This window comes from Shewanella sp. YLB-07 (assembly GCF_009377275.1).
On sequence record NZ_VOQB01000006.1, the window covers coordinates 252,818 to 267,528 of the forward strand.

20 protein-coding genes are annotated in these 14,711 nt (G+C 42.8%); 17 read left to right on the forward strand and 3 right to left on the reverse strand.

Annotation, left to right across the window (positions count from 1 at the left end; all coding sequences use genetic code 11):
- Positions 1 to 4 precede the first annotated feature (4 nt).
- Positions 5 to 1,432 carry a cytochrome-c oxidase, cbb3-type subunit I gene (gene ccoN, locus FS373_RS15200; RefSeq protein ID WP_144046556.1) on the reverse strand — a complete coding sequence of 476 codons (1,428 nt, stop codon included), beginning with the start codon at positions 1,430 to 1,432 and terminating at the stop codon, positions 5 to 7.
- 261 nt (positions 1,433 to 1,693) lie between these two features.
- Between ccoN and FS373_RS15205 the strand changes: the two genes are divergently transcribed.
- Complete coding sequence (locus FS373_RS15205) at positions 1,694 to 2,170, forward strand: hypothetical protein (RefSeq protein ID WP_322619510.1); 477 nt, start codon at positions 1,694 to 1,696, stop codon at positions 2,168 to 2,170.
- 12 nt (positions 2,171 to 2,182) lie between these two features.
- On the opposite strand, the gene FS373_RS15210 is transcribed toward FS373_RS15205, so the two are convergent.
- Entirely contained in the window at positions 2,183 to 3,778 is a 1,596-nt protein-coding gene (locus tag FS373_RS15210; RefSeq protein WP_144046557.1) for a DUF3369 domain-containing protein, read from the reverse strand.
- A 227-nt stretch (positions 3,779 to 4,005) separates the two neighbouring features.
- Here FS373_RS15210 and FS373_RS15215 point away from each other — a divergent pair, with 227 nt between their 5' ends.
- Positions 4,006 to 4,308, forward strand: a complete 303-nt coding sequence (locus FS373_RS15215; RefSeq protein WP_144046558.1) for a hypothetical protein — start codon at positions 4,006 to 4,008, stop codon at positions 4,306 to 4,308.
- Between the two features lie 180 nt (positions 4,309 to 4,488).
- On the forward strand, positions 4,489 to 5,781 hold the full coding sequence (locus FS373_RS15220; RefSeq protein ID WP_152829772.1) for a tyrosine-type recombinase/integrase: 1,293 nt from the start codon (positions 4,489 to 4,491) through the stop codon (positions 5,779 to 5,781).
- Positions 5,782 to 6,127: 346 nt separating this feature from the next.
- On the opposite strand, the gene FS373_RS15225 is transcribed toward FS373_RS15220, so the two are convergent.
- Positions 6,128 to 6,433 (reverse strand): hypothetical protein, encoded by a 306-nt coding sequence (locus tag FS373_RS15225; protein WP_152829773.1) that lies wholly within the window; start codon positions 6,431 to 6,433, stop codon positions 6,128 to 6,130.
- Between the two features lie 337 nt (positions 6,434 to 6,770).
- Between FS373_RS15225 and FS373_RS15230 the strand changes: the two genes are divergently transcribed.
- From FS373_RS15230 to FS373_RS31525, 14 genes are all read left to right on the forward strand, one after another.
- Positions 6,771 to 6,983 (forward strand): hypothetical protein, encoded by a 213-nt coding sequence (locus FS373_RS15230; protein WP_152829774.1) that lies wholly within the window; start codon positions 6,771 to 6,773, stop codon positions 6,981 to 6,983.
- Entirely contained in the window at positions 6,983 to 7,261 is a 279-nt protein-coding gene (locus FS373_RS15235) for a hypothetical protein (RefSeq protein ID WP_152829775.1), read from the forward strand. The genes FS373_RS15230 and FS373_RS15235 overlap by 1 nt, the downstream gene beginning before the upstream one ends.
- 2 nt (positions 7,262 to 7,263) lie before the next feature.
- On the forward strand, positions 7,264 to 7,440 hold the full coding sequence (locus tag FS373_RS31520) for a hypothetical protein (RefSeq protein WP_194165858.1): 177 nt from the start codon (positions 7,264 to 7,266) through the stop codon (positions 7,438 to 7,440).
- On the forward strand, positions 7,430 to 9,253 hold the full coding sequence (locus FS373_RS15240; RefSeq protein WP_152829776.1) for a hypothetical protein: 1,824 nt from the start codon (positions 7,430 to 7,432) through the stop codon (positions 9,251 to 9,253). The genes FS373_RS31520 and FS373_RS15240 overlap by 11 nt, the downstream gene beginning before the upstream one ends.
- Entirely contained in the window at positions 9,238 to 9,417 is a 180-nt protein-coding gene (locus FS373_RS15245) for a hypothetical protein (RefSeq protein ID WP_152829777.1), read from the forward strand. The genes FS373_RS15240 and FS373_RS15245 overlap by 16 nt, the downstream gene beginning before the upstream one ends.
- A 56-nt stretch (positions 9,418 to 9,473) precedes the next feature.
- The gene (locus FS373_RS15250; RefSeq protein ID WP_152829778.1) at positions 9,474 to 9,659 is read left to right on the forward strand and encodes a hypothetical protein; all 186 of its coding nucleotides are present in this window, start codon (positions 9,474 to 9,476) and stop codon (positions 9,657 to 9,659) included.
- Positions 9,660 to 10,004 carry a hypothetical protein gene (locus tag FS373_RS15255; RefSeq protein ID WP_152829779.1) on the forward strand — a complete coding sequence of 115 codons (345 nt, stop codon included), beginning with the start codon at positions 9,660 to 9,662 and terminating at the stop codon, positions 10,002 to 10,004.
- A gap of 62 nt (positions 10,005 to 10,066) precedes the next feature.
- Positions 10,067 to 10,525, forward strand: a complete 459-nt coding sequence (locus FS373_RS15260) for a hypothetical protein (RefSeq protein ID WP_152829780.1) — start codon at positions 10,067 to 10,069, stop codon at positions 10,523 to 10,525.
- Complete coding sequence (locus tag FS373_RS15265; protein WP_152829781.1) at positions 10,518 to 11,150, forward strand: hypothetical protein; 633 nt, start codon at positions 10,518 to 10,520, stop codon at positions 11,148 to 11,150. Before FS373_RS15260 ends, FS373_RS15265 begins: the two co-directional genes overlap by 8 nt.
- Before the next feature lie 177 nt (positions 11,151 to 11,327).
- The gene (gene kwaA / locus FS373_RS15270) at positions 11,328 to 11,909 is read left to right on the forward strand and encodes an anti-phage protein KwaA (RefSeq protein WP_227992811.1); all 582 of its coding nucleotides are present in this window, start codon (positions 11,328 to 11,330) and stop codon (positions 11,907 to 11,909) included.
- Positions 11,906 to 12,922 (forward strand): anti-phage protein KwaB, encoded by a 1,017-nt coding sequence (kwaB, locus tag FS373_RS15275; RefSeq protein WP_152829783.1) that lies wholly within the window; start codon positions 11,906 to 11,908, stop codon positions 12,920 to 12,922. Before kwaA ends, kwaB begins: the two co-directional genes overlap by 4 nt.
- 283 nt (positions 12,923 to 13,205) lie before the next feature.
- A complete protein-coding gene (locus FS373_RS15280; RefSeq protein WP_152829784.1) occupies positions 13,206 to 14,024 on the forward strand; it encodes a major capsid protein P2 in 819 nt (272 codons plus the stop codon).
- A 9-nt stretch (positions 14,025 to 14,033) separates the two neighbouring features.
- Positions 14,034 to 14,390 (forward strand): hypothetical protein, encoded by a 357-nt coding sequence (locus tag FS373_RS15285; protein WP_152829785.1) that lies wholly within the window; start codon positions 14,034 to 14,036, stop codon positions 14,388 to 14,390.
- A gap of 117 nt (positions 14,391 to 14,507) precedes the next feature.
- The gene (locus FS373_RS31525) at positions 14,508 to 14,672 is read left to right on the forward strand and encodes a hypothetical protein (protein ID WP_194165859.1); all 165 of its coding nucleotides are present in this window, start codon (positions 14,508 to 14,510) and stop codon (positions 14,670 to 14,672) included.
- Positions 14,673 to 14,711 lie beyond the last annotated feature (39 nt).

A 14,711-nucleotide genomic window follows, 5' to 3' on the forward strand; every position in this document is an offset into this window, starting at 1 on the left:
CCCCTTATGCTTCTGCTAATGCAGGCAAGGATTCTTTAGGCGCTCTTACTGTCTTAATCACGTTGAATGCCATAATGAACATACCCGTCAAGAAGAAACAGCCACCGAGGAATCGGACAAAGTAGAATGGATATGAGGCTTCAATACTTTCAACGAAGCTATAAGTCAGAGTACCGTCGGCATTAACTGCACGCCACATCAGACCTTGCATCACACCAGAAATCCACATAGATACGATGTACAAAACAGTACCAATCGTTGCTAACCAGAAATGAACGTTTACTAGATTAGAGCTATACATGCGACCGTGTCCGAAAAGAACAGGGATCAGATGGTAAAGCGAACCAATTGAAACCATAGCAACCCAACCTAGCGCACCAGAATGAACGTGACCAATGGTCCAGTCAGTATAATGAGATAGTGCGTTAACGGTTTTGATTGCCATCATTGGGCCTTCGAAGGTAGACATACCATAGAAAGACAATGAAACAACAAGGAAACGTAAAATAGGATCGGTTCTCAATTTATGCCAAGCGCCGGATAGTGTCATGATACCGTTAATCATACCGCCCCATGAAGGTGCAAATAGGATCAATGACATCGCCATACCCAGAGATTGCGTCCAATCAGGAAGTGCCGTGTAATGTAGGTGGTGAGGACCAGCCCAGATGTACAGTGCAATCAGTGCCCAGAAGTGAACAATTGACAGACGGTATGAGTAAACAGGACGACCCGCTTGCTTAGGTACGAAGTAGTACATCATACCCAGGAAGCCCGCTGTCAGTAGGAAACCAACGGCGTTATGACCATACCACCACTGTACCATGGCATCCACAGCACCAGAATAGATGGAGTATGACTTCCACATACTTACCGGTACAGCCATAGAGTTAACTATGTGTAATACGGCAACCGTGATAATAAATGCGCCAAAGAACCAGTTTGCCACATAGATATGTGAGGTGGTTCGTTTGACAATAGTTCCGAAGAAAACGGCGCCGTATGACACCCAGACTAAGGTAATGAGGATATCAATAGGCCATTCCAGTTCAGCGTACTCTTTACCACTGGTGATACCTAGGGGTAGTGTGATTACTGCTGATAGAATGACGGCTTGCCAACCCCAGAACGTAAATGCGGCTAACTTAGGCGCAAATAGCTTGGTTTGACAGGTTCGTTGGACGATATAGTAGGATGTTGCGAAAAGTGCTGAAGTACCAAACGCGAATATCACGGCATTAGTATGCAGTGGTCGAAGACGACTGTATGTTAACCATGGAGTATCGAAGTTTAGTTGTGGCCAGATTAGCTGTGCCGCGATCAATACACCGACAGACATACCAACTATTCCCCACAACACAGTCGTGAGGGCAAATTGGCGGACTACGGTGTAATTGTAATCAGCGCCTTGAGGCTGGGAATGGTTCATCATTTTGCTTCCACTGCTTATTACTTATACTTATAGTTTGAGTAAATTATGACTTTACCCGTTAAAAAGACACAAATGCCGCTTTCCTACGGAATCACGGTAGATGTGTCAACGTGTATCCTTGCGATAATTGTATTATTAACAAGGTAAAGCAATGATACTTGAGCCATATCAAAAAAGATAGGAATTGTGCGTGGTGAAATGTTGATCTAGATCAACCTACGCAATAGAATGTAACTACTTTTTATATAAAGGTTGATTTTTGTGCTACGTGTTAACTTATCCGTTAAATTGAGCCTCTACACACCACTGATCTTGGCATTCTTATGCTCAGCCTGCTCGCCTCAACAACAAGCCGAAACAGACTTCCCAGCCTCTATTTTTGTCAAAGACACCAGCTTATGTAACTTTAGTCAGGCTTCATGTAACAAACAAGTAACTGGTATCAATTTGTCACTTTTGATCACCCCCTTTAACACCCCCAGTGAAAAGCCGCTAACCATTGAGCTAGCTAGCTCTGAGGCCATTAATGACGTTACCATGAGAATCGAAGGAAGAGACATGTTTATGGGGGTTATCCCAGTGAAACTGTCTAAACTTAATGAAAAGCAATATAATGGTCAGCTGATATTCGGCTCTTGTAGCAGTAACTATATGGTTTGGCGTGCCTTTGTTAATTTCACAAAAAACGGCGAACCACAGGTCGCCATTTTTGACTTTCTTGCCGATAGCGGTAAATAACAGACTTAACCGCTAACTCGCCGTGATATCCAGTTCTGCGTTTTGATCGCTAAATTCCTCTTTAACTTGGGTGAATACATCTATGTTATCGATAAAGACTTTGAGTAAATCAGGATCAAAATGGTTGCCAGCGCCTTCTTTCATCACCTTCATCACCTCTTCGATAGGCCAGGCAGGTTTATAACAGCGGGCGTGAGAGAGGGCATCGAACACATCGGCAATAGCCACGATACGTGCAAACACATGAATTTCAGTGCCTTTCAAACCCGAAGGGTATCCAGATCCATCGTATTTCTCGTGGTGTTGTAACGCTATGGTGCTGGCAGCTTTAAGAATAGGCCGCTCCGAGTTGGCCAATATTTGATAGCCTATCTCGGGGTGCTGACGCATGATCTGCCACTCTTCAGCATTCAGTTTACCGGGTTTTAGTAATACGGCATCTGGGGTCGCAATTTTACCTATGTCGTGCATGGGGGAGGCGTGTTTGATCAAATCCGCTTCATGCACTTGCATGCCAGAAAGGAGAGCCAACTTGTAACAATACTCAGCCATTCTCTTCACGTGGTAAGCTGCTTCTTTCGAGCGACTCTCGACCACATCGCCCAAGCGTAGAATGAGCTCTGACTGTGTATCTTCTAGTTCTTTATTCAATAACAGATTCTCGAATGCTACGCCGACATTAATCGCAAAAATGTCGACCAGCTTCTTATCCATATCGTCTATCTTATTGATCCCATCCATATAGAGCAGATTAATCCAACCACTCTTAGCCGGAAAATATCCAACGAAACAGTCTTCCTCATAGAGACAGCGTTTCTTTCTTAACGCCTCTTCCAATAAGGACTTGATACGATCAGGTACAGGTTTGTCATGATGACTGGAAAATTGCCCCGTTCCAGCCAGGATATGCATACTGTCGGTATTTACGTCTTCACTCATCGCATCCATAGCATTACAGGATAGCAATAAGGTTTGCGTGTCTAAATTCAGTAGATTAGCAACTTGTGTCAACAAGCCATCGGCAAAGTTGTGTAAGGTACGTAGCTCAAACAGTCCAGATGTCGCCTGAAGAACACGCTCTAACCCTTTGCGGTGTTTAACTTGATTAGCTCTTGCTGTTTCAACTTCTATGATGTCACGATATGAGCGAAGAGCAGAGTAGACACTGGTCACTAGTTTACGAGAATCTAGCTCAGCTTTGGCCTTATAGTCATTAATATCGTAATTGACGATAACATCTTCTTCGGGCGCCTGGCCGGGTTGTCCTGTCCTCAAGATTAAACGGATAGCAGCATTTTTAAGATCCTCCCGTATCCATTTTACTAACTCTAAACCTGCATGGTCACTTTCCATCACCACGTCGACAAATGCCATGGCAACATTGTTCTCGTTAGAGAGTATCTGTTTTGCCTCTTCCCCACTGTATGCATTGATAAACTCGAGGGAGCGGCCATCGAGCTTAAATCTTGAAAGCGCTAACTTTGTCACCGTATGGACATCGGGTTCATCATCGACAACGAGGATCCGCCACGCCGGACCCGACGCAACTTCTTGCGTCTTCTTTTTGCCTGAAAAGAGGGGGCTCTTTTTTGCTATATCGATCAGCATTAGACAACCTCAATAATGTTAAAAAAACTTTCATCCCTATACATTGAGTGTAGATCAATGTTTAGAACAGTGAATACCTGACGACAAAAAACTCAATTTGTTTATTCCATATTTATATAGACCTTAGAAACGAGCCTGCTATTACTTGTCTCATCCCTCTATTCGTGTTGATAACCATTCTCATTTACGTGTAGACTTACTATTAAAACAACAATAGGAACACGCTGATGAATAACCAAAGGGTAAACCTGTCTATATCAACAGAAAAGCTGACTCAGCTGATTCAAGACGGCGTCTTATGCGCCGCTGATTTTCGTTGCCTGGACCAAGTGTCTAAGCAGAAAGTGTGGCAGATGTGCCTCTGGTGCTGTAGCAAGAAAATCAGTTGTACTAAAGACTGCGCCCTGAGCTGCTCTCCCGGATGTGCCTCACCCACGAAATATCAATCCCATTCAAGTATTGAACAAGTTAAAGAAATAACAAGTCAATCAACAACAAATACCAGCACTAAGTATGAACGGCTGCTGTAATGGGGTCACTACAAGTAAGGGTTAGTCTCAGATGAGATATTTTCTTAGGTTGGTGGTGAACCGGGATATTCTTAGGTATAAAATATTGTCTCCATGGCAAGTACACTGTTAAGATCAATATCTTAGCGATATTTAGATCCTCTGCTAGAAAAGCACCAGGACTTGCAATGAGAGTTAAATATGCACATGCCCCCAGTATTGCCACTGTTTGAATCAGCCAAATTCATTGAAGAAGGCAACAGTGTCATCAATCAATACATCACTCAGATCAGTCTCGACCAGGTGAGCGATGCAGGCTTAATCTTCGAACACGCATCAGAACTGCTCTACGAACAACAGCATAATGAAAACAGTTATAAAGCCTACCGTAGCGAATTTACCACTTTTTTTCATTGGTGCTTCGACGTAGTGAAACAGTCACCTGCATCGTTGACGCGCAGGGAGATTGCCCGCTATCTCGCCTATTGCCAAAATCCTCCCCTAGAGCTGATAGGCTACTTTAATGTGGCCCAATTTAAACTCGATAAGGCAGAAGGGCAAAGAGTCCCCAATTTTGCATGGCGCCCATTCGTGGGTAAGAAAGCCATGGGTAAAGAATTACCTTATCTGCTCAGCGAAAATGCCTTGAAGACCAAGATAGCCATTCTCTCTTCTTTTTATAGCTATTTGATGAGTGAAGACTACTGTGAGCGCAACCCAGCCCAAGCTTGGATGAATCACAGCCGTTTCTCCTCTAAGAAGAAGTACCGGGTAAACCCAGAAGACAGCAATATGTTGGCTTTCACCGAATTACAATGGTCTTACGTGATTGCCACGGTCGAAAAACTCGCCATCGATGCTCCAGACATACACCAAAGAAGCCTGTTTATGATAAAACTGGTCTACTCATGCTACCTGCGAGTCTCCGAAGTCGGGGCCAGGGCAGGTTACTCACCAGTGATGAGTCAATTCAGGCAAGACAAACAAACAGGAATTTGGAGTTTTCATATCCCCCTTAGTAAAGGGGGGAAACGACGTAGCGTGGCGATATCGAAAGCCTTACTTGCCGGGTTAGTCGAGTACCGCCAGTTCTTAAAATTACCCGACTACCCGAGCTCAGGGGAGCAACATCCCTTGTTTATACGTCGTAAAGCCGCTGGACGGGGAAGGGAAGCTGGCACACTCAATGCCAACCTGGGAATACGCCAAATCAGAGACGAAGTGGGTAAGATCATCGAACATGCGGCTAACGCCGCCGAAAGTGATGGTTTTACAGAAGATGCCAAGCAGATGAGGAGCCTAAGTGTACACAACATACGCCACACAGGGATCACTCATGACATCAATATTAACGGTAGGCCGCTATCTCATGTTCAAGCCGATGCTGGGCACGAGAGTATCGATACCACATCCCAATATCTGCATACATCACAGATAGAGAGGCACCAAAGTGCGCAAAACAAGCCATTAGATCATCTGCAAGGGATAGGATAAATCCGGTTTCTGAGAAAGTTTTAAGCTATAAATGATCAGTCTGAAGCGCCAATCAATCAGAATTTCAGCTCAGTTAATGCCGATAAGTGTCATTATCGGCAATTGAGTAAAAAATTGAAATAGGGTCTATATCCAGCCACTCAAATAACGTCTCATATCTCTGATCTTGCAATAAAGCGTTGGTGGTTCGCAGCGTAAAGAGCCTGATTGACGGCTACATGTCTTCATCCTGGCGCTCTCACCCATGAGTGCGCACAATGTATAGAGTGTGCAATATGAAAACGATAACCATTCGTCTTTAAATCAATAGATTACATAAATACCAATCGAGAAAATTTTTCTCGATTTAAACGTGTGAATCAATAAAATCATCATCAAATTTAGCATGATGAATTGCATTTATCAGTTGGCCTATCTGCTCTTTGGCTTCAACGTCCTTTTCACGCCATTCAAGCCCATAAATCATCAAGATACCTGCATTCATCTGTAAAATTTTTGCAAATTGAATTAAAACAGCATTCTTAGGAAAAGATACATTTCTGCGCCAACAGGATACGCAACCCTGTGAAAAACCAAGTTTCTTTTCTACTTGGTAGTCAGATGTGAGGTTTAAAGCCTGTCTTATGAGGTCTAGAAGTTCTGATGGTTGCATATTATCCACTTGTCCAGTGTTTTTCTCACATCGAGTGTAGTCACTACACAAATACATTTCAATGGACTAATGCAGTTCCTTGTACACGAATTTAGTTATGTGTATTGTTTGTTCGTCCAGTGTGGCGGGGGTACAGGATGTACCCCTTAGCTACAAATCAAACTGGTATAACTGGAGACAAACACATGAAATACAAAAATATCCCTAACACACATATTCAAGTCCCAACTTGGTTTGAGCTACCAAATAGTTTTGGTAATCCATGTCCAGAGAGGGCTAAAAGAAGCCGTCGCTTAATTTCAGTCCTAAAGCGTAAAAAGTTTGGGGGGCGTTCCAAATGTTAAACCCATCTTATGAAAGCATTATGCAATTCAATAAACGCCATGACTTAACACCTTCCATTTCTGGCCACTACAAAAATCTACATCAAAAATGGCTAAAAATTGCTGGCGATAAAAGCGATCGGGTAGACATGAAAGGTGCAAAGCAAGCCTTCGAAGTTGCTGCTGCTTATGCGCGCTTAGCCGTACAAACAAGTGGGGGGTTGTAATGGCTGTTATTATTGCACCTAGTGTTGTCGCTTTGTCTCTTGCGGGTAATAGTCGCTCACTAGTCGGTGTGCCTGTTTTTTTACTTGTCATTTATGCTTATTCTTTAATCGCTTTTTGTGTATGGGCGGTAGCGTTAACTTTTACTAATAATTTTGATAGTGATTGTCCATATGTCAAAGCGGCTATTTTATGGCCTGTATACATTCCTGTAATAATCCTAAATAAACTCTTTCCCTCACATTTTCTGTTGGCACTGGTTGAATGGTTTAGAGGCTAATTATGACTGATTATGCCCTTCGACTAATCGACTATATCGAGCAGCACTACGGCGGTGGGCAATTGCTCGCCGAGTTGTATGCCGATGAAAACTTTTCTCCTGATTGGCGTACTCGTCAGCAGCAACCTGACGCGGATTTTTCAGCCTTTACCATTGAAGGTGATGAAGATGAAGATTAAAACCGCAAAGTATGCCGTAAAAGGGCATATTGAAAACTATAACCCCAGTTTCCCTGATCTCTCATGTAAGCGCCCTAACTGTGAAACGTTAACGGGCGGTGAATGTGAGTGTGTGCCGCTCCAAAGTTCGATTAATACGATTGGTATTCCCGACCCCGAATCATTGCCCCCTTTAGAGTTCAAACCTGAAAACTTAACCAGCCCAAGAGCTGGTTTTTTTAGTTCTGTATTTCATCAGGTTGAAAAACTGAAATTAGACCGTGATTTACAGTGTCTTGAAGCTGCCTATTTTCGTAAAAACTCTCGCCCCGCAGGGCAGCCCGATAGGGATGATATAGCTAGGCTAGTCCAGAGATGCAAAAGTCCGACACGTACTAAGCAAGTCGTTGAAAATGAGCATAAGCGCGAGCAATTGGCCTTGTATCAGGCTCATTTGAGGATTAACAAGGGCGTGGAGCCAGAAATAAAACAACGCGTTATCGTGCAGGATACGGGCTTGTACGCTGATAGTTTCGGCGCAATTGAATCAATCGATCGTGAGACTGGCGAAGTTATGCCAGTTAAATTCTTAAAAACGGCCATTGCCAGGATCTCTTATCGTGAATGGTCAGATGAATATCGAATCCGTGTTGAAGCTCAAAGCCGTGTCGGGACTCCACCACCACAGCAAGGCGGCGACCGTTCAACAAAAGCGTTAACCAGTCGAGGCGCTCGAAGCATTCTTGAATCTGGCGCTTATCTTTCTGCCGTTCGTGGCGGCTATACCACTTTCCTAACGCTCACTTTTGATAATGAAGCTCGAGAGCGTATCACTTCTGGAGCATCGACCATTGGTAAAGAGTGTTCACGCTTCTTTGATGCTATCAGCAAAATGTATCAACGCGGATGGATTACCAACAACCCAATTTTAAAATCACAAAACGGCTTTAATTGTGTTGGGGCCAATGAAGTGATCCCCGCGTCAGGTGAAAAGCTAGATTATCTTTGGGTAGCCGAAGCACCAACCAATAAGGACGGTAATGTAAATCCCCATTGCCATGTGTTACTACGCTGGCAAGTTGAGCCCTATCTATTTCACGATTGGGCGCAACGTATCGAAAAACAATGGGGGCAAGGGTTTGCCAAGCTTGAACGAATTAAACAAGCCGATGCTGCAAGCGGCTATTTATTAAAAGCTCTTGGTTATTTGACCAAAGGTGAAGCAAATGAACAGGGGGTGATCTCCGGCAATCGCTACAACATATCAAAAAGCGCTCGTGCCCCAGCATGGGAACACCTTGGCAGTTATCACGCTCAACACATGGCCGCCATTATTGGTGAAGTCAAAGAGAAGTGGGCAAGACAAGACGCGCCGATTAAAGGTGAAATTGCTGATCTGAATAAACAGGCTTTTAAGCTTAGAGACAAATACAGAGGAAAAGTTAAAGGCATATCTCAGAAAATAAAAGCACTCGAAGAACAGATTAAAACCAAATATGAAAAATTGAGATCTCGTCCTGCACGTATTGCCGATTATCAAGTCACGCTTAAAGGAACAGGTGCGCTTGAAAAATTTATCGATTGGGCTGCGGGTGCAAGGCTATGGGAAGGAGTAGAGGTCGGGTGTGATTACATGCCTAATCGGGTTCCCTCTGGCTTATGGGTTGATGGAATTACCCGTGCCCGCCGCCGTTACAAATACTTAATACCGAAACTTGAAGAGGCCGCCGCAAGTTGGTCGCGTTGGCTGTCCGAAAGCTATTGGGGTGTTCAACCTGAAAATGAAAATAACTTAGATGACTTACTGGAGTACGAAAAATGGATAAATTGTTAGTTGAGCTACAAACCAAGCATGCCGCTATAGGCGCAACGATTGAAGCAGCAGAAAAGGCTAATCCCTTTCAAGCTATCTTCTATGCCAAAAAAGCAGCGGCAGATTCGCATCATTTATTAGGCGATATGCTTAAATGTTTATCTGCGTTAAACGAAGCTCAATAGCTATTCGAATATTCGTTTTAAGGCTAGGTCACTGGTGACCTTTCAAGGTGATTACTATGACAAAAAACCAAAAGTACGAAACAAAGATGAAAGCCAGAGGTTTAAAAAAAATCACCTTGTGGATACCAACCGAAAGCCAAGTAGAGCTTAAATCTATCGCTGAGTTCTGTTGTGATAACAAAGACTACATCCCCTTTATGGTTCGTAGTCTTACTACCGGAAAAATGAGAAAAGGAGTCTAAATGGCACGTAATCCAATTAATCCAGATATTGGCGAAATACTCTGTCCACTGTGTAACAAACTCGCACCAGTGCGCAAAGATAGAAACGGTAAACTCTATTATGTCAGCAAGGCAGGAATGATTAAGCCTAATTTACCCGCAGGGCAAGATTGGCTATTAAATAATGCCGTTATTTGGCCTCATGGGGTCAAGCCTGTAGCTATAACAGAGCCATTCAATATTCAGCCAGAACTCGTTAACGAGTCCAAGCAGCAAGATGTACCCGTTAACGAGTCCAAACCGTTACCCGTTCCCCCCATGGTAGAGTCACCACTTCAACGTATATCGAGAGTATTGATAGGCTAATCCTGATAGCAGTTCTCGTTATGTGATAGACATTTTCACGCTGTGAAGCGTTAAGGATATAAATGGAAAATCCAGAATTAGAACAACTGATGGGTGATGACGTCACCCATACAGAACCCGCACACTTTGCCGAGTTCGCCAGTGTTGAGCTACACGCAGCCGAGCTTGAAGGTAACGCTCCTGTTGCATCATTAGCAGTTAACCAATTGGGAGGAACAGCACCAGAGCCAGAAATTCCCACATCTGAATTAATCGCACCAATTATCGGCCTTGCTTGTAATTTTATTTGCCCTGCATGGGAGATAGCTGCTGAGGAACAAGGCGCATTAGCTCAATCTTATGCCGATGTAATCGACAAATACTTTCCAGGCGGGGCGGGTACATTTGGTATTGAACTTTCCGCTTTACTCATAACGGGTGCAATCATTGCCCCACGACTTAAAAAGCCTCGCAAGCACGAAGATAAACCCACCAAAGAACTATCTGAACAGACCGCAGAGGAGGTAAAAGCTGATGCCTAAACCTAGAATTGATACCAGCCGGAATCCTGATATTCGAGCCGTGTGTGGCGGTAGTGGTTCGGGAAAATCCAGTTATGTAAAAGCCGAGCTTAAGAAGATGAAGCCCAAACGACTTATTATTTGGGACCCAGTCGATGAGTATGGTGATTTATGTAATGTTCGCATTACTAGTCCCTGTGAGTTGGCTAACTTATTAAAGCGCTACCCTCATGGATCATTAAAGGTTCGATTCGTCTCAGATGGTAAGGAAGCATTCGAATTTTGGGCGCGTTGTGCGTTTGCTTGGTGTAATGCCGCCGTAGTGGCAGAAGAAACAGCAGATGTAACCAGTCCAAGTAAAGCTCCATATTGGTGGGGGCAACTTATCCGTAAAGGTCGTGCACGTGGTCTATCTCCCATTTTTGCACTTACGCAACGACCAGCCGAGTCAGATAAAACAGCAATTGGTAATGCCACTATATTTCGTACAGGTAGATTAAAGCGCATAGATGACCGTAAAATGGTTGCTAAAGAGTTAGATGTACCAATAAGTGACGTAACGGGGATGAAACCACTAGATTTCGTGGAAAGAAATGATATTACAGGGGAAGTGAAGATGGGTAACTTGAGAAAAACGACAGTTTAACCTGTTGAGAATAATGTAAATAACCTATTTACAACAACTGGTTATAAATGATATTTTCACAGAAGTATTCTAATGTAGTGGCCAAGAGCTTTATCGTACTGCTAATGAATAAGTTGTTATGTTTTATCAGGAGTTTGGATCCGTTATGGAAAATGAAAATATCCGATGGTTGAAACCATGACACATAAAAAAATAGGACTATATGTAATATCCATAGCCTTACTGTTTCTCTTTATATTCATTTTAAAAGTTGATGTACCAATCTGTTTTGGAGATGAGTGTAAGTTTATAGGCGTAAGCGAGCTTTTAAAAAAAAATATTATACCGGTAATTTGCTTAGTGTGTTTACTCTGGGCATTTTTCGAGTACAAAAGATTCAGGTTTGATTTACAGGGGTCAACAAATATCCCCTTTAAAATCAAAAAAATAGAAGGTGTTAATTATGAACATTTGACATTTTTAGCTACTTACGTAATTCCCCTTGTAAGTTTTAACTTTGACAGTGAGAGATATTTAATTGTTTTAGGTGTCTTGCTTGTTGTAATGGGTGTTATATATGTAAAAACCGATTTATTTTATGCCAACCCATCACTAGCCCTTTTTGGCTTCCATATTTATAAAGTGGATGGGAGCTTTAAAAACGATGAGAAAAGAGATGGTATAATACTGATTTCACTTAGTAAATTATCAAATAACAATAATGTGTCATATATAAAAATTGATGACCGTATTTATTATGCAGAAAAGGTAAGAACATGAATAAGGATGAACTAAATACAAGCTTAAACTACTTTAGTGAAAACCAAAGTGACATTGGGATTACTATATATGTAGTCATAAAAGGCGAAGAAAAGCCTAAAAAGCTTGATATTGAATCAACTGCGTTACCAGATTTGAAAAAACTGTTCTTGAAAGCTATAGATGATGATATTGTAAAAAATAATGACCTGTCAGTAGTTAACCTTTCATCTTCAGATGACCGAAAAGATGTACTATACGAATATGATATTGACATCCCAGATGAGCTTTCTTCGTTGAGTGATGTAAACCAAAGTGATGGCCATCAGCCATTCAATTTTTCTAATGATGATGTCGAGAAAGTCACAGCTTTATTAGTTGAAATTGGAAATAGTGAAAAACAGATTATTCTTTATAAAACCATGGCCAGAGTAAATATCTATGGAAGAAAAAGCTTTTTCCTTATAAAGTCCGACGTTAGGTTTGAAAAAATAGATGACGAGTTTTTTAGAATCAGTCCTAACTTTCAGTTGATTCAAGTGAATGGGAGTTTGATTGTTCTTGATTTGAAAACAATAGAAAGATTCTTTGGTTTTGAAGAAGCGATAAGAAAAGAGGCTGAGATTGGCATACAAGCTATTGAGAATATGTCATTAATAGAAAACCCAGAGACTCTTCATGAACTTGTTGATGATATTACTTTTGCTAGAAAGCTTACTAGAGTGTCAAAGGCTTCTCCCGTCCTTAAAGCCGAAATACCTAACAATAAAATCATAGAATTTTGTAAAATGTTTCCTAAGCTAAAAGGGAAATTCCGCTTTAATAGTGATGAAAGCAAAATTCAATTAGACACACGCATATCTAAAGACTTATTTATTCAGATTTTGATGGACGATTTTTTAACTTCAGAGCTGACGAACTTTCATTATACTAGCTTTACAAAAGATGAAGCTGAGGTAGAAGCTGAGGCAGAGTCTCCAACTGGAGAGAGTACACCTGAGAATACAGATAATAACGTTTTTCAATTCGGCTAGTTTATGAACATATATACATGACATTACTAATATTTAGCTGATAAATATTAAACCGTACCCGTTAACGGGTACGGTTTTTTTATGCCTAAAATCCGCGTATAACCTGTAGTCCAATAACGTTGTGAAACGTCATTTTCCACGCTGTGAAGCGTTAACTTTCCTTTTAAGGACTACACATGCTTAAAAAATACCTTCCCATGCTTGCCGTGGCTGCTATCACTGTATACGCGGCTAATCGTGTTCCCGCTGTTCGTCGCATTATCGGATAAAGGGAGCGTTAACTATGGCTCGTAATACTGTCAAATTACCTTCGTTCTCTAACGTATCCAAAGGTAACACCGCTACTTTAGATTTACCCCTCGGTCGTACTTACGACACGATTTACGTTAAATACGCGGGTATCACTCCAGCTCAGATTAAATACATTGTTGTTGAGGTTAACGGCAAGCCAATTCTTACCTTTAAAGATGGTAAAGCGTTAGCCGATTACAACAAGCGTTACGGTCGTAATGTGGTTGCGGGGGTGCTTGATTTCCACTTTAAACGCCCTGAAATGAAGACGCTAGCCGAAAGCCGATTATTCAGTCTAGGGACGGCAACGGCTCAAGGCTCGCCAGCTATCCAAAACGTCACTATTCGTATGGATATAGATGCCGCAGCCGCAGCGCCTGTTCTCGAAGCAACTGCAATTCAGTCTAACCCGACTGTCATTCGTCTCCTGACTAAGGTGAAAAACTTCCCTGTTTCACTCAATGCAGGTGTCACAGAGGTTGATAACATTCCTCGTCCGACGGGCGCTCGTATTGCTGCTATTCATGTGGTCACAGAAGCGACTATTGAAAAGCTTGAAGTTGAACTCGATTCAATCAAGCTTTATGAAGTCGACAAAACGCTAGGTGAAAAAATCCAAGTGGATAACGGCCGTAAGCCTCAAAACGGTCAAATCACTGCGGATTTCATCTTAGAAGGTGATGTGCTGCAAGCTATCCCCATGGCAGGGAGTCAAGATTTCCGTGTGCGTATCTTTGCTGATAATGCAACGCCAGCGGGGTCTTCGGCCACTGTAGTCGTCGAGTATTTCGATGGCCTAGCGGGTATCTAAGGGGGCGAAATGGATTACCTAAATTTCGATTTTAATAAAGCCCTTGGCTCTCCATCTAACAAGACGATGCCCGCTAAACCTGCGGTGAATAACTCGGCCATGAATGGCGGTTTCTGGGAGAGTACACAAGACCTTGTCAGTGGTGGCCTGAAAACTTGGCTTGCTGTCGAACAGGTTAACGCGGCTAAAGATGCTAGCAGTGCCGGGCAAAAAGAGCTGCAAACCACCGTACAAACCCCAAGTGGTAACCCGACCATGGCAATCATGACGAGTGCTCAATCTGGGTTAAAGGGCATGGGGTCTAGCACTGTAATGGCTATTGGCGCGGCACTGGTTGTCGGTCTACTGCTATTAACGCGGAAATAGGGGCGGCGTGATGAATAAAGCGTTTTTAAAATCAATCGCCGCCACGGTTATCGCGGGGCTTATTGTCAGTCAGATAGTGAACCGCTCTAGGGTGGTGAACTAATGGGCGGCGGTGGAATGAGTAATTCCAGTGCTGCTAGTTCGGGTACTGGTGATCAAGCCAACAACGCCGCCTTTATGGGTGGCAATGTTAATTTCGGTGCAGGTAGCGGAGCGGGTGGCAACTTATGGCTAATCTTGGGCGCAGCAGCAATTGCAGCTTACTTTCTACTAAAGAAGTAAACCAAAGAGCATGGCGGTTACTTGCACCCGCCTTAGGTG